This window comes from Devosia sp. Root105 (assembly GCF_001424865.1).
In the GTDB taxonomy this organism is placed as follows: Bacteria; Pseudomonadota; Alphaproteobacteria; order Rhizobiales; family Devosiaceae; genus Devosia_A.
The window spans coordinates 504,760-519,637 of sequence record NZ_LMCR01000015.1 but is presented as its reverse complement, the minus strand read 5'-3'; the positions used below and the strand labels follow the sequence as shown (position 1 = coordinate 519,637).

14 protein-coding genes are annotated in these 14,878 nt (G+C 64.7%); 4 read left to right on the top strand and 10 right to left on the bottom strand.

Annotation, left to right across the window (positions count from 1 at the left end; genetic code table 11):
* Positions 1–13: 13 nt before the first annotated feature.
* From ugpC to ASC68_RS15870, 8 genes are all read right to left on the bottom strand, one after another.
* Positions 14–1,087, bottom strand: a complete 1,074-nt coding sequence (gene ugpC, locus ASC68_RS15905) for a sn-glycerol-3-phosphate ABC transporter ATP-binding protein UgpC (protein ID WP_055881176.1) — start codon at positions 1,085–1,087, stop codon at positions 14–16.
* 148 nt (positions 1,088–1,235) lie between these two features.
* Positions 1,236–2,315: a Gfo/Idh/MocA family oxidoreductase gene (locus ASC68_RS15900; RefSeq protein WP_055881173.1), complete on the bottom strand. Its 1,080-nt coding sequence runs from the start codon at positions 2,313–2,315 to the stop codon at positions 1,236–1,238.
* Entirely contained in the window at positions 2,312–3,331 is a 1,020-nt protein-coding gene (locus ASC68_RS15895; RefSeq protein WP_055881171.1) for a Gfo/Idh/MocA family oxidoreductase, read from the bottom strand. The genes ASC68_RS15900 and ASC68_RS15895 overlap by 4 nt, the downstream gene beginning before the upstream one ends.
* A gap of 8 nt (positions 3,332–3,339) precedes the next feature.
* Positions 3,340–3,750: an endonuclease domain-containing protein gene (locus tag ASC68_RS15890; RefSeq protein WP_082528209.1), complete on the bottom strand. Its 411-nt coding sequence runs from the start codon at positions 3,748–3,750 to the stop codon at positions 3,340–3,342.
* Between the two features lie 175 nt (positions 3,751–3,925).
* Positions 3,926–4,756 carry a carbohydrate ABC transporter permease gene (locus ASC68_RS15885; protein ID WP_156384736.1) on the bottom strand — a complete coding sequence of 277 codons (831 nt, stop codon included), beginning with the start codon at positions 4,754–4,756 and terminating at the stop codon, positions 3,926–3,928.
* A gap of 108 nt (positions 4,757–4,864) precedes the next feature.
* Positions 4,865–5,812 (bottom strand): sugar ABC transporter permease, encoded by a 948-nt coding sequence (locus tag ASC68_RS15880; protein WP_055881163.1) that lies wholly within the window; start codon positions 5,810–5,812, stop codon positions 4,865–4,867.
* Between the two features lie 4 nt (positions 5,813–5,816).
* Positions 5,817–7,094 (bottom strand): extracellular solute-binding protein, encoded by a 1,278-nt coding sequence (locus ASC68_RS15875; protein ID WP_055881160.1) that lies wholly within the window; start codon positions 7,092–7,094, stop codon positions 5,817–5,819.
* Between the two features lie 224 nt (positions 7,095–7,318).
* Positions 7,319–7,942 carry a TetR/AcrR family transcriptional regulator gene (locus tag ASC68_RS15870; protein WP_055881157.1) on the bottom strand — a complete coding sequence of 208 codons (624 nt, stop codon included), beginning with the start codon at positions 7,940–7,942 and terminating at the stop codon, positions 7,319–7,321.
* A 250-nt stretch (positions 7,943–8,192) separates the two neighbouring features.
* On the opposite strand from ASC68_RS15870, the gene ASC68_RS15865 reads away from it, so the two are divergent.
* From ASC68_RS15865 to denD, 4 genes are all read left to right on the top strand, one after another.
* On the top strand, positions 8,193–9,347 hold the full coding sequence (locus ASC68_RS15865; protein ID WP_055881155.1) for a Gfo/Idh/MocA family oxidoreductase: 1,155 nt from the start codon (positions 8,193–8,195) through the stop codon (positions 9,345–9,347).
* A gap of 189 nt (positions 9,348–9,536) precedes the next feature.
* A complete protein-coding gene (locus ASC68_RS15860) occupies positions 9,537–10,703 on the top strand; it encodes a dihydrodipicolinate synthase family protein (RefSeq protein WP_055881153.1) in 1,167 nt (388 codons plus the stop codon).
* A 159-nt stretch (positions 10,704–10,862) separates the two neighbouring features.
* On the top strand, positions 10,863–11,687 hold the full coding sequence (locus tag ASC68_RS15855; protein WP_156387349.1) for a sugar phosphate isomerase/epimerase family protein: 825 nt from the start codon (positions 10,863–10,865) through the stop codon (positions 11,685–11,687).
* Positions 11,688–11,968: 281 nt separating this feature from the next.
* Complete coding sequence (denD, locus tag ASC68_RS15850; RefSeq protein WP_055881149.1) at positions 11,969–12,955, top strand: D-erythronate dehydrogenase; 987 nt, start codon at positions 11,969–11,971, stop codon at positions 12,953–12,955.
* A 123-nt stretch (positions 12,956–13,078) separates the two neighbouring features.
* On the opposite strand, the gene ASC68_RS15845 is transcribed toward denD, so the two are convergent.
* Both ASC68_RS15845 and ASC68_RS15840 read right to left on the bottom strand, forming a co-directional pair.
* Positions 13,079–13,843 carry a metallophosphoesterase family protein gene (locus ASC68_RS15845; protein WP_055881147.1) on the bottom strand — a complete coding sequence of 255 codons (765 nt, stop codon included), beginning with the start codon at positions 13,841–13,843 and terminating at the stop codon, positions 13,079–13,081.
* A gap of 6 nt (positions 13,844–13,849) precedes the next feature.
* A complete protein-coding gene (locus ASC68_RS15840) occupies positions 13,850–14,878 on the bottom strand; it encodes a Gfo/Idh/MocA family oxidoreductase (RefSeq protein WP_055881144.1) in 1,029 nt (342 codons plus the stop codon).

The window sequence follows — 14,878 nt, the reverse complement described above, 5'->3', positions numbered from 1 at the left end:
CAGTCAGCCGCCCCTAAATCGCCCGCCCATCCCGCGCGAACACGTGGTAGCGCGCCGGATCGACATAGGCCGTGAGCATCGAGCCCAGTTCCACCTGCCGCTGTCCGTCTACCGCGATGGTCATCGCCTGGCCATCGGCGGTTGTGGTGTAGACCATGGTCTGGCCGCCCAGCTGCTCGACCAGGTCGACCTTGACCTTGGCCAGTTCGACGCCCGAACCTTCGTTGATGCCGATGTGTTCGGGGCGCACCCCGAAGGTCACCGCATCACCGGCGCCGACCTGGCGGTTGACGACGATCTCGCTGCCGCCGGCGCGGAGTTTGGCGCCGGCGCCATCGGCGCTTTCCACCTTGGCCTCGAGGAAGTTCATCTTGGGCGAGCCGATGAAGCCGGCGACGAAGCGGTTGCGCGGATGATTGTAGAGTTCGAGCGGCGCGCCGACCTGCTCGATGATGCCGGCCTGCAGCACGACGATCTTGTCGGCCATGGTCATCGCTTCGACCTGGTCGTGGGTGACGTAGATCATGGTGTTGCCGAGGTCGTTGTGGAGCTTGGCGATCTCCACCCGCATCTGCACCCGCAGCTCGGCATCGAGGTTACTCAGCGGCTCGTCGAACAGGAAGATGCGGGGCTCGCGCACGATGGCCCTGCCGATGGCGACGCGCTGGCGCTGGCCGCCCGAGAGTTGCTTGGGCTTGCGTTTGAGCAGCGGCTCGATGCGCAGGATATCAGCCGCCTTCTGCACCCGCTGCTGGATCTCGGGCCTCGGCACCCGCGCCGTTTCCAGCCCGAAGGCGAGGTTCTGGTAGACGTTCATATGCGGGTAGAGCGCGTAGCTCTGGAACACCATGGCGATGCCGCGCCTGGCTGCCGGCACCTCGTTCATGCGCTCGCCGTCGATCAGGAGGCTCCCGCCCGAGATCGGCTCGAGCCCGGCAATCATCCGCAAGAGGGTGGATTTGCCGCAGCCCGAGGGGCCGACAAACACAGTGAACTCACCCGGATCGATGTTGAGATCGATGCCGTGGATCACCTCCACATCGCCATAACGCTTCTCGACCTGCTGCAGGACAACGCTTGTCGACATCAGATGCTCTCCTCCACAGGGGCAGTGCAGTTGCCCACCGGGTCATTCCCGCGAAAGCGGGAAACTCTGTTTGCGGTGCTCGCGGCACACTCCGAAACGGAGGTTCCCGCTTGCACGGGAATGACTCCGTGGGTGGGGCGGCAACTCCTCATCGAAACCCCTCCGGCAGCCAGCTGCGGTATTTCGGGTGGCCTGCGGTCACGGGGAAGCTTACCTCCTCGTGCGTTTCGGACGAATGGTAGAATGCCGTGACGATTTCCAGCGCCCGGCGCGAGTCCTTTGACGTCACCGGCATCGGCCCCAGCCCCTCGAGCGCATCCCAGAAGCGGCGCATCTGGGTTTGGAACCGCGATGGCACATCCTGCCAGTCGGCGAGCAGGGCATCGATTTTCGCCTTGGTCGCGTCGTTGCGCGGCAGGATCTTCCAGGGGAGTTTTCCGGGGTTGTAGGCTTCGTGGTCGCTCTCGAAGGTGACGTGCTCGAAGGCCAGCCGGATACGGCTGATTTCGTCGGCCGAGCCGAGCGTCGCGGTGAAGCTGGCGAGCGCGCCACTCTCCATCTCCAGCGAAGCCGAGATGCAATCTTCCACCTCGATCGCATTCACCCGCGTCGCCACCCGGCCGAACAGGCTTTTGGGCTCGCCCATCAGGTAGGTGAAGATATCGTGCGGGTGGATGGCGTGGGTCATCAGCACGCCGCCGAGCTCGGTCTTCCATTTGCCGCGCCAGGGCACGGTGTAATAATCCGGCCCGCGCCGCCACAGCGTCTCGACGGTCCCGACATAGGGCTTGCCGGCGATCCCGGCCTCGATGATGCGTTTGACCTGCTCGATGCCGTTGCCGTAGCGATACTGGAACACCGGCATCAGCTTGCCGCGGCTCTGCTTTTCCAGCTCGATGATCTCATCGACCTCGGCGAGCGAACCGACCAGCGGCTTCTCGCACACCACGTGCTTGCCGGCTTTCAGCGTCGCCACCACCATCGGGTAATGCACCATGGGCGGGGTGCAGACATCGATGATGTCGAGATCGTCCATCTTGAGCAGGTCGTCGAAATTCTCGACCCGCCGCTCGATGCCGAACTCGTCGGCCAGCGCGTTGCGCCGCGTCGGGTCGAGATCGCAGATGGCGATGACCTTGAAGCGGTCCTTGTTGGTCTCGTAGCCCTCGACGATGTGGCTCTTGCCGATGCCGCCGCCCACTACAGCGACTGTGTAAACCCTGCTCATTGCTGCCAAACCGTCCCGACTTCAGCCAGTTTCTGCGCCGTCAGCGCCAGTTCCATCGCCTTGAAGGCGCGCACCTGCGGCATCGCCGTCTCGGTGCGGTTGAGGATGTCCGCGATCAGCTGCCGCCCATAGGGCAGGTCGACGCCGGAGCAATCGATATGCTGAGTGCCGTGCTTATCGACAAGGAACAGGTGGTCGGTCCCCGGCCGCCCGGCGATGTCGATATACTTCCTGAGCTCGATATAGCCCTCGGTGCCGAGGATGGTGAGCCGCCCGTCCCCCCAGGTGGGCAGCCCCGCCGGGGTGAACCAATCGACCCGCACGTAGCCCGTGGTAGTGGGGGTCCTCAAATGCATGTCGCCGACATCCTGCAGCCCGGGTTTACCAGGGTTGCCACGGTTGTTCACCGAGGCCGACACCACTTCGGCATCGGTATCGGTGCCGGAAAAGAACAGGAACTGCTCGCACTGGTGGCTGCCGATATCGCAGAGGATGCCGCCATAAAGCTGCCGATCGAAGAACCAGGCCGGCCGCTGATTGTTGCGGATGGCATGCGGCCCGAGGCCCACGGTGTTGATCACCTGGCCGATGGCGCCGGCCTTGACCAGCTCGCCGGCTTTCACGGTGGAGCGGGTTTCAAAATGCTCGGAATAGCAGACCGAATAGATGCGGCCCGTCTCGGCCTGCACCCGCTTGATTTCGGCCAGTTGCTCGAGGCTGGTCATCCCCGGCTTGTCGCTCATCACATCCTTGCCATGCCGCATCGCGGCGACCGAGATGGCGGCGCGCTCGGAGAGGATGGCGGCGGTGAGCACCAGCGCGATCGTGGGATCCTCGAGGATGGCGCGTTGATCGGCGACGCGCTTCGCTTGCGGGAATTTCTCGCTGAACTCACGCGCGAGATCGTCCTCGGGGGAATGAAAGGCAACCAACTCGGCGCCTTCGCGCAGCAGGCAGTTCACCTGGCCGTAGATGTGGGAATGGTTGAGGCCGATGGCGGCGAATTTGATGGGCATGGTCAGTCCTAGAATCCTGTGGCCGCTGATGCTGCCGTTCCGTCGTCTCCCTCCCCCTTGTGGGGAGGGATCAAGGGTGGGGGTAGGGCCGCAAGCACGGCAGCCAGATGGGTGGCGACACCTTCGAGGTTGTCGCGGATATCAAGGTTCGAGTACCGGGCGATGCGATAGCCCTCCCGGCGGATCAGCTCCGAGCGCCTATTGTCGTAAGCGATGGCCTCAGGGGTGAAGTGGGTTTCTCCATCGACCTCGATCACCAGTTTGGGGTGGTGGCAGCCAAAGTCGACATAGTATGGACCCAGTTGCACTTGGCGGCGGAAGCGGAAGCCCTGCTCCTTCAGCGAACGGAGGTAGTTCCAGAGCCTCGCCTCGGCCGGCGGCATACGCTTACGGAGTTCCCTTGAACGTTCGATGCTCATGGCCGCCCCCACCCAGCTTCGCTACGGGCCGTTGGCCCTAGCTGCACTACCCTCCCCACAAGGGGGAGGGAGACGATGGAACCGAAGCAGCAGTCGGGTCTCCCTCCCCTTGATGGGGAGGGATCAAGGGTGGGGTGGGGCCACAGGCGCGGTGCCGAGGCGGGCGAGAGGACCCTCACCGCTTCATCCCCGTCGTCGCAATCCCCTCGATCAGCAGGCGCTGGAAGAACAGGAAGAACAGGAAGATCGGCACCAGCGACAGCACGCTCATGGCGAAGAGGCCGCCGAAGTCGCTTTCGCCGGTGGAGTCGGTGAAGGTCCTGAGCCCCAGCATCACGGTGTATTGCTTCATCTCGTTGAGGTAGATCAGCGGGGCGAAGAAATCGTCCCAGGTCCAGATGAAGGTGAAGATGGCGGCCGTTGCCAGCACCGGCATCGACAGCGGCAGCATGATCTTCCAGTAGATGCGCCAGGCCGAGCAGCCGTCCATCATCGCGGCTTCGTCGAGTTCCCTCGGGATGCCGCGGAAGAACTGCACCATCAGGAAGACGAAGAACGCATCGACCGCGAGGAATTTCGGCACCACCAGCGGCAGGATGGTATCGACCCAGCCCAGTTCGCGGAACAGCACATATTGCGGGATCAGGGTCACCTGGCCGGGCAGCATCAGCGTCATCAGCATCATGGCGAACCAGAAGTTGCGACCCTTGAAGCGCAGCCGCGCAAAGGCGAATGCCGCCATCGAGCAGGCGATGAGGTTGCCCACCACCGAGGTGACCGAGATCACCAGCGAGTTCCAGAAGAAGGTGCCGAAGCTGACGCGCAGCCCGTCCCAGCCGCGGAAATAGCTGTCGAGGCTCCAGACGCTGGGGATCAGCGTGCCGCCAAAGATCTCGTTCTCCGGCCGGAAGCTCGCCGAGAGCATCCACAGCAGCGGATAGAGCATCAGGATCGAGGCGCCGATCAGCGCCACATGGGCGAGCACGCTGAGGATGCGCTTGCGCATCAGCTTGGCCGGCGAGGCCTCGGTGACGACGGTGAGGCGTGGGGCGGGGGCGGTAACGGTCATCGGGTGCCTCCCTCGGCCGAACGGGCGACGAGCGACACGGGTGCCTCAATCATCATAGTGCACCCAGTATTTGCTGGTGAGGAACGAGAAGGCGGTGAAGCAGGCGACCAGCAGCAGCAGGAACCAGGCCAGCGCCGAGGCATAGCCCATGCGGAAGAAGCCGAATGCCTCCTGGTAGAGGTAGAGCGTGTAGAACAACGTCGAGTTGATCGGATTGCCGGTGCCGGCCGAGATAATGAAGGCCGGGGTGAAGCTCTTGAAGGCCTCGATGGTCTGGATGATGGCGTTGAAGAACACCACCGGGGTCAACAACGGCAGGGTGATCTTCCAGAACTGGCGCCAGCGGCTGGCGCCGTCGAGGCTGGCGGCCTCGTACATATCCTGCGGGATCTGCCTGAGACCAGCGAGGAAGATGATCATCGGCGAGCCGAACTGCCAGATCGACAGGATAATCAGCGTCCACAGCGAATAGCGCGGATTAGAAATCCAGCTGGGCCCCTGGATGCCGAACATCGAGAGGAAGTCGTTGACCAGCCCGTCGCCGGCAAACAGCTGGCGCCACAGGATGGCGATGGCGACGGAGGCGCCGAGCAGGCTCGGCAGGTAGAACAGGGCGCGGTAGAGCGGCAGGCCGCGCATGCCGCGGTTGAGCAGCAGCGCCACACCGAGCGCGAAGGCGAGCTTCAGCGGCACCGAGAAGATGACGAAGGTCAGCGTCACCTGCATCGAGGCGATGAATTTCGGATCCGCAGTGAACATGCGGATGTAGTTGCTGGCGCCCACCCATTCGGGGGCGGTCAGCAGGTCGAAATCGGTAAAGCTCAGGTAGAGCGAGGTGATGATCGGCCCGATGGTCAGGCCGAGAAAGCCGATCAGCCAGGGGATCAGGAAGAGGTAGCCGGGGGCGTGGTTCTGCCACACCCTCGACCACCACGATTGGTACACCGCACCCCCGGCATGGGGGACTCCGGCCTCCACGGCGGGCGCGGTCATGACGTCAGGCCGCGCGGTTCAGGATGTCGGTCGCGCCCTTGACGAGCTCGGGACCGGCCTGTTCCGGGCTCTTGGCGCCGAAGCCCACTTCCTGCCCGAGAATACGGAACAGCGAAGCGTCGATCTCGCCGGCAGCGGCCGGCGGGGACGGGGGCAGGGCGCCGAGCAGTGGCCCGAGATTGGCGACGAAGTTGAGCGCCACCTGGCTCTGTTCGTCGAGCGTCGGGGCGAGCGCCTCGCGCACGGCCTTCGAGCAGGGGATGCCGCGCTCGACGCCGAGCACATTGCTGGCGGCAGGGTCGTTGACGAAGAAGCTGATGAACTTCGCCGCCGCTTCCTGCTGGGCCGACGAGCCGCCGATCGAGAAGAACATCGAGGGCTTGCGATAGTGACCGCCAGGGGCGTCGGCGGCGGTGCGCGGGAAGTTCGAGATGGTGATCTTGTCCTTGATGATCGCCTGGAAGGCCACCAGCTGGTTGGAGTTGGACGGGATCACCGACGCCTTGTTGAGCGTCAGCATGGTGGTCTCTAGCGGCCCGGTATCGAGCGCCTGGTCGTCGGGGCTGACGCAGACGCCGGCGGCGCGCAGGTCCGCCCAGAGCTTATACCACTCGGTGGCGTCGGCTTCGTCGAAGGCCACCTTGCCATCGGCGGTGTAGAGCGCCTTGCCGCGCTGGCGCAGCCAGTTCTCGTACATCGGCTCGGACACCGAACCGTCGGCGATGACGGCTTTGCCGACGCCCTTGGACTTGAAGGCTTCGCTGATCGTGGTCAGATCGGCATAGGTGGTGGTCGGGCCGGGCACATCGAGACCGGCCTTCTCGAAATCGACGGTGTTGATCATCAGCGCCACCGAATTGGCGCCCAGGCTGATGCCATAGAGCTTGCCATCGACCTTGCCGCCATCGAGCTGGTCCTGGTCGAAATCGCCCAGGTTCAGCGCGCCGCCGACGAAGCCGTCGAGCGGGGCGATGGCGTTCCGCTTGGCGTATTCGACGATGTAGCGGTAATCCATCTGGATGATGTCGGGCGCATTGCCGCCAGCGGTCTGGGTGGCGAGCTTGGGCCAGTAATCGTTCCAGGCGAGGAACTCGCCTTCGATCGCCGGGCCTCCGGCCTTGGCGTAGAGATCGGTTACGCCGTAGGTGCGGTCGGCGCGGGCCTGGCCGCCCCAGAAGATCAGGCGCAGGGCTTCCTGCGCAAAGGCAGGCGAAATGCCGGCTGCGGCGGCAAGCGCCGTCGTGCCGAGCAGAAACTGACGGCGGTCTAGCTTCATGGTCATGGATTCCTCCCGTTTAGTCCTCCGAAGTGGCGACGCCACTCCGATCTCTGTTTGCGCTCTTGGTGGCGCTAAATAACTAATTGGTTACAACCATGGGCCGGGACGTGCGGCCTGTCAAGCAGGTGCCGTTTCGCACCGAGCCCCAGGCAGAATCGCGCCCAGGCAAGGCTCGGCGCCGGGCCTGGCCGGCGGCGAAGGGCAGCGTGGCAGGCGCTTGCAGCGATTCAGCGGCGGGTGCGGAGGTAGTCGACGACCATCTGCACGGCCTGCGCTTCACGGTCCTGGATCAGCGCGAACTGGCTGAGGTCCTTGCCGAAAACCACCGACAGGGTCTGCATGTTCGAGACATAGAAATAGCACAGCGAGATGATCGAGATGTAGAGCTGCATCGGGTCCACATCGGTGCGGAACGTGCCCTCGGCATGGCCCCGCTTCACGATCTCCTGCAGCTCGCCGACGATGGGCGAGCGGATCTCGTCGAGATTCTTGATCTGCTTGACGAATTTGGCGTTCTGCAGGTTTTCCACAGAGAGCAGCCGCGGGAACCACGGGTTGGCGAGGAAGTGCCGAAATGTAAACCGGATAACCCGGTCGATAGCTTCCACCGGATCATATTGGCTGATGCGCAGCTCGCGCTCGCCGCGGCGGATTTCCTGGTAGGCGTCGAGCAGGACGGCCTGATACAGAGCCTCTTTATTCCCGAAATAGTGGTAGAGCAGCCGCTTATTGGCCTTGGCGCGGTCGGCAATGGCATCGACCCGGGCGCCGTTGAAGCCCTCTTCGCAGAACTCGTCGCGCGCCGCCTTGAGGATCGAGGCCTTGGTCTTTTCGGCATCGCGCGGACGCACCGGTGCCGGCGTGGCGCCGCCGAACCTTTACCGCTGCCACCTCGCTCGCCATCGATCCTACTCCCCGCGCCGTTGCGGTTGTGCTGTCCAGTGTAACAGGACGGTTCATCAGCCGCGTTGGGCCGAGACGAAAATCATGCTTTCGTTCAAGCTCCGACGGCCGCTCTTGACGGTCCATCCTAGCGACGTGTATCTAAGTAACCAAGCAGTTACAAACATAGCGAATTGCGGCAAGCAGGAGGAGCGAGGGATGGCCGAGCGTCGGCTGGGACTGATCATGCACGGCGTGACGGGCCGTATGGGGTATAACCAGCACCTGGTGCGCTCGATCCTCGCTATCCGCGAGCAGGGCGGGGTGGTGCTGTCGAACGGCGACCGGCTGGTGGTCGACCCGATCATCGTCGGGCGTGATCGCGAGAAGATCCAGCGGCTCGCCGAAAAGCACCACATCAAGCGCTGGTCGACCGATCTCGACGAGGTGCTTTCCGACACCGAGGATGAAGTGTTCTTCGATGCCGGCACCACGCAGATGCGGGCGGAGCTCTTGAGCCGGGCGATCGACGCGGGCAAGCACGTCTATTGCGAAAAGCCGGTTTCCGACGACCTCGAGTCCGCCGTTGCGCTGGCAAAGAAGGCGAAGGCCTCGGGCGTCAAGCATGGCGTGGTGCAGGACAAGCTGTTCCTGCCGGGGCTCTTGAAGCTCAAGATGCTGAAGGACGCCGGGTTCTTCGGCCGGATCCTCTCGGTGCGCGGCGAGTTCGGCTATTGGGTGTTCGAAGGCGATTGGGGCCAGCCGGCGCAGCGCCCGAGCTGGAACTATCGCAAGGCCGATGGCGGCGGCATCATCCTCGATATGCTGTGCCACTGGCGCTATGTGCTGGATAACCTGTTCGGTGAAGTCGAGGCGGTAAGCTGCCTTGGCGCGACGCATATTCCGTCCCGAGTAGATGAGCGCGGCAACACCTATCAAGCCGATGCGGACGACGCGGCCTATGCGACGTTCCAGCTCAAGGGCGGTGTCGTCGCCCATATCAATTCGAGCTGGGACGTGCGGGTGCGGCGCGACGACCTCGTCACCTTCCAGGTCGATGGCACGCACGGCTCGGCCGTCGCGGGCCTCCACAAATGCTTCAGCCAGCACCGGGTGAATACGCCCAAGCCGGTGTGGAACCCCGACCAGCCGCAGACCATCGATTTCTTCCAGAACTGGGAAGAAGTGCCGGACAACTGGCCGGCGCAGAACGGCTTCAAGGCGCAGTGGGAAATGTTCCTGAAGCACGTCGCCGAAGACGCCCCCTGGCCCTATGGCCTCGAGGCCGGCGCCAAGGGCGTGCAACTGGCGATGCTCGGGCTGCAAAGCTGGAAGGAACGGCGCTGGTTGGATGTGCCGGCGCTGGGGATTTGAGGATGGTGGTGCTCAGAGTGCATGGCCCCACCCCACCCAGCTCCGCTAGGCGTCTGGCGACGCCAAGCTCCGCTACCCTCCCCATCAAGGGGAGGGAGAAGCTGGGGCACGGACGGTGCAACTATCGTCTCCCTCCCCCTTGTGGGGAGGGATCAAGGGTGGGGGTGGCCACACGCTCGGAGGTAAGTCATGCCTGAACTCATTCTTCCGACGCCCGCCCGTACGCTCGAGACTTACCGCCTCACCGGCACGCCGATCCCGTTCGAAAAACACGCTGCCAGTGATTTTCCGCGCATTGCCTATGCCGCGGCGCATGTGGTGGCCGATCCGCTCGCGTCGAACGATCCCTGGCTGACGCCGGCCATCGATTGGGACACGACGCTCAAATTCCGCCACCGGCTGTGGGATCTGGGGCTCAGCGTGGCCGAGGCCATGGACACGGCGCAGCGCGGCATGGGGCTCACCTGGAGTGACGCGCAGCAGCTGATCCGCCGTGCCCAGGCCGAGGCGCGGGGGCGGTCGGACGCGCTGATCGCCTATGGCGCCGGCACCGATCACCTGGCGCCAGGTCCCGACGTGACCATCGACGACGTGATCCGTGCCTATGAAGAGCAGGTCGGGTTCGTCGAAGCCGAGGGCGGCCGGATCATCCTGATGGCGTCGCGCGCCCTCAAGGTCGCGGCGAAATCGCCCGACGATTATGCCCGGGTCTATGGCCGGATCCTCAGCCAGGTGAAGCAGCCGGTGATCCTCCATTGGCTGGGCGAAATGTTCGACCCGGCTCTCGAGGGCTATTGGGGCAAGGCCGACCACAACGCGGCGATGGATGTCTGCCTCGATGTCATCGCCGCGCATGCCGACACGGTCGATGGCATCAAGATCTCGCTCTTGAGCAAAGAGAAAGAGATCGCCATGCGCCGCCGGCTGCCCGCGGGCGTGCGGATGTATACCGGCGACGATTTCAACTATGCCGAGCTGATCGCCGGCGACGAGCTAGGCCATTCCGACGCGCTGCTCGGCATTTTCGACGCCATCGCTCCGGCCGCCTCGGCGGCGCTGGCGGCTTTGGGCCGCGGCAGCGACAACGAGTTCTTCGAGCTCTTGGAGCCCACCGTGCCGCTCAGCCGGCACATCTTTGCGGCGCCGACCCGCTTCTACAAGACCGGCGTGGTGTTCCTCGCCTATCTCAACGGGCTGCAGGAACATTTCGCCATGATCGGCGGCCAGCAATCGACCCGCTCGCTGCAGCATTTGAGTGAGCTGTTCCGGCTGGCCGACAAGGCACGGGTGCTGGCTGATCCTGGGTTGGCGGTAGAACGGATGAAGCGGGTGCTGGCTGTGCATGGGGTGGTTTGAGGTGGTGCTGACTGAGAGAGACGGCGCCCTCCCAACCTCCCCCACAAGGGGGGAGGTGCCGCCCTGTGGGTTTGGCGCGATCGTGCCCCAGCCTCGACTCTTCACCTCCCCCTTCATGGGGGAGGCCGGGAGGGGGCCGTCTCTATCGGCTTTGCCCTTCTGATGGCCCAGCAACTCTCCATGAACCTCGCGACCCTGCGCAACGGTTCAACCTTCGCGCAGATGGTCGACGATTGTCTCCGGCATGGCGTCACCGCCATTTCGCCGTGGCGCGATCAGGTGGCCGCTGTCGGGCTCACTGAGGCCGCCAGCATCGTCAGGGCCAATGGCCTGCGCGTCACCGGGCTCTGTCGCGGTGGTATGTTTCCGGCGGAAACCGCCGCGGGGCGGCAGGCCAATATCGACGACAACCTCCGCGCCATCGACGAGGCGGCGGCGCTGGGCGCCGATTGCCTGGTGCTGGTGGTGGGCGGCTTGCCCGGCGCGTCGCGCGACCTGCCGGGGGCCCGGCAGATGGTCAGCGACGGCATCGCGGCGATGCTGCCGCATGCCCTTGCCGCCGGCGTGCCGCTCGCCATCGAGCCGCTGCACCCGATGTATGCGGCCGACCGGGCGTGCGTGAACACCATCGACCAGGCGCTCGATATCGCGGCCGAACTGGGTGAGGGGGTCGGCGTCGCCATCGACGTCTATCACGTCTGGTGGGACCCCAACCTTGCCGCCGCCATTGCCCGGGCCGGGCGCGAAGGGCGAATCTTTGCCCACCACATCTGCGACTGGCTGGTGCCGACCACCGACATGCTGCTCGATCGCGGCATGATGGGCGACGGCGTCATCGATCTCCCCGCTATCCGCGCCATGATCGAGGCCGCCGGCTACCACGGTCCGCAGGAAGTCGAGATCTTCAGCCGCGACAACTGGTGGAAGCGGCCGGGAGACGAGGTGGTGCGGGTGTGTGTGGAGCGGCTGAATACCGTGTGTTGAGGCGGAGCTCGAGTTTGTGGCCCACCCCCACCCAGCTCGCTACGGGCCGTTGGCCCTAGCTGCGCTACCCTCCCCACAAGGGGGAGGGAGTGACGATGGAACCGAAAAGCTTGCAGTCGGGGTCTCCCTCCCCTCGATGGGAAGGGTAGCGCAGCTAGGCGGAGCCGTAGCGAAGCAGGGTGGGGTGGGGCAGCATCCACCGCAGTTGTGCTCCACCCAAAGCATCGCTTGCACCTCGCGGCTCAGCCGCTAATCTCCCGGCAAAAATCCGAGGAGACTCCATGCATATCCTGATCATCGGGGCGGCCGGCATGATCGGCCGCAAGCTTACGTCTGCGCTGCTCAAGTCGGGGCAGGTGGGCGGCAAGGCCATCAGCAGGTTCACGCTCACCGATGTGGTCGAGCCGGCGAAGATCGATTTCAACGGCGACGTGACGACGGTGGTTTCCGATGTGTCGCTGCCGGGCGAAGCGAGCAAGCTGATCGCCTCGCGTCCCGACCTGATCTTCCACCTCGCGGCGATCGTTTCGGGCGAGGCCGAGGCGGATTTCGACAAGGGCTATCGCATCAACATGGATGGCATGCGGTTCCTGCTCGAAGCCATCCGCCAGGAAGGGCTCAAGGCGCCATACCTTCCTCGCCTCGTCTTCACCTCGTCGATCGCAGTGTTCGGCGCGCCGTTCCCGGAAGCCATCGGCGACGAGTTCTTCAACACCCCGCTCACCAGCTACGGCACGCAGAAGGCGATCTGCGAACTCCTGCTCAACGACTATTCGCGCAAGGGCTTTGTCGATGGCGTCGGCATTCGGCTGCCCACCATCACCATCCGGCCGGGCAAGCCCAATGCGGCGGCCTCGGGCTTCTTCTCCAATATCCTGCGCGAGCCGCTGGTCGGGCAGGAAGCGGTGCTGCCGGTGTCGAAGGATGTGCGCCACTGGTTCGCCTCCCCACGCGCCGCGATCGGCTTCCTGACCCATGCCGCCGAGCTCGATACGACGAAGCTCGGCTGGCGCCGGACCCTTTCGGTGCCGGGGCTCTCGACCACGGTGGGCGAGGAGATCGAGGCGCTGCGCCGGGTAGCTGGCGACAAGGCGGTGAACCTGATCAAGGATGTGCCGGACCCTAAGATCATCTCGATGGTGGCGGGCTGGCCGCGCAATTTCGACGCCAAGCGCGCCATTTCGCTGGGGTTCAAGGCCGAGCAGAGCTTTGACGAGATCATCCGGATTCACATCGAGGATGAGCTGGGCGGCAAGATCGGGGGGTAGGGCTGCTGGGCCTACCCCCACCCAGCTTCGCTACGGGCCGTTGGCCCTAGCTACGCTACCCTCCCCACAAGGGGGAGGGAGGGGCTCTGTGTCCGCTGAACTCTCAGTCGGCAGCCACTTGCCTCAGCCGGGTACCTTGAGCGGTTTCGGGGTCAGGCCGCGATAGCGGGCGGTGCGCAGCTCATTGATGTAGTACTCGAGGTCGGGCATGCCCGAGATCTCGGCCTGCCGGATGGAAGCCTCGATATCGTAGGGCAGGCGAGCGAGGCTGACCGTCCAAGGCGCCGGCTCGGCGCCGTCGAAGCGACCCTCGAGAATGGCGTAGCAGGCAAGAGGGACGTCGAGCGGGTTGCCGACGCTGCCGGCGTTGAACAGGCATTTATGCGCGAAGGTCTTCACGTAGGCCGTGTGGACGTCGCCATAGCCGACGATATCGGGCAGGGGGCCGTGGCCGGTGAAGTCGGTGTTGTCGAACATCTGGAGGTGGTCGTCGCGGCTGTCATACTGGCGCACCCGATGGTTGATGCCGCGCGCCGAGGCGTGGAACAGCCGCACACTTCGGCCGCTGAGGCGAAAATCGAGCGTTTCCGGCAGGTCGCGGAGGTAAGCGAGCCGCTCGGGGCCCAATTGCCGGCGATGCCAGATGGAGATGGCATCTGCGTCACCATCGGCCAGCCCGGCATCCCAGTTGCCCTTGACGGTCGTGACGCAGACCCGGCGCGAAATGTCGATCACTTCGGCGCCGCTGGGCCCCTTGCCGGCGAGGTCGCCGAGGCCATAGATCCGCGTGATGCCGCGCGCCTCGATGTCGGCCAGCACCGCCTCGAGCGCCGGCAGGTTGCCGTGGATATCGGAGATGATGGCGATGCGGTCGAGCGGGGTGGTCATGATGGTCTATTGGGCCTCGGGCTTCACCTTGCCGGCGGCGAGATAGGCGGCTTCCACCAAAGCGAAGGTCTTGAGGTTGTCCTCGGCGCTGGTAGCGGCTGGGCGGCCGGCGCGCAGGGCTTCGAGCATATGGCGGTTAGTGGCGAGGACGCTTTCCTGCGCCACGTGCCAGGGTCGCTCGGCCCAGGGCAGCACTTCGGGGTCCTCGTCGAACACTTCCATCCGGCCATTGATCGTCACTTCGACCTTGTTGCCGATACGCGAGACGATGGCGCCTTTGTCGCCCTCCACCTCGATCAGCGTTTCGGGGAAGCTGTCAGGCAGGCGGCGCGAGCCATAGGTGCACTCGACCACCGAGACGGCGCCTGAGGTGTGGCGCAGCAGCATGGTGGCGGTGTCCTCGCCCTTGGCGTTGGGGTTGCGCCGCTGCAGCTCGGCGGTCGAATGCTCGACCTCGCCGAGCACCACCCGCGCCACGTCGAGCACGTGGACACCCAGGTCGATCAGTACGAAACGCTGCTGTTCGGCGAGATAGGGCTGGCCGGCATAGATGTCGTAGCCGGTACGAAAGCTGACACGCGCCCAGGTCGGCGTGCCGATGGCGCCGGAGTGGACGATTTCGGCGATGCGGCGCAGCGGCTTCTGGAAGCGGAAGTTCTCGTGCACGGCGAGGAAGATGTTGGCGGCCTTCGCAGCCGCCACCATCTCACGCACCTCGGCAATATCCTGGCCGAAAGGCTTCTGGATGATGGTCGGGACCTTGTTGCTCAGCGCTAGTTTGACCAGCGGCAGGTGGCTCTGCATCTGCGTTGCGATATCGACCAGCCCGAGCTGCTCGGCGCGGAACATCACCGCAGCATCGGTGTACCAGCGGGGCACCCCGAACTTTTCAGCGGCGGCACGGGCGCGCTCCGGGTCCACGTCGCAGACGGCGACGATGTCGACGCCCTCCGGCTTCAGGTCCTGCCAGGCATGGAGATGGTTCTGCGCGAAGAAGCCGCAGCCGATCATGCCCAGTGCGATGCGCTCAGCCAT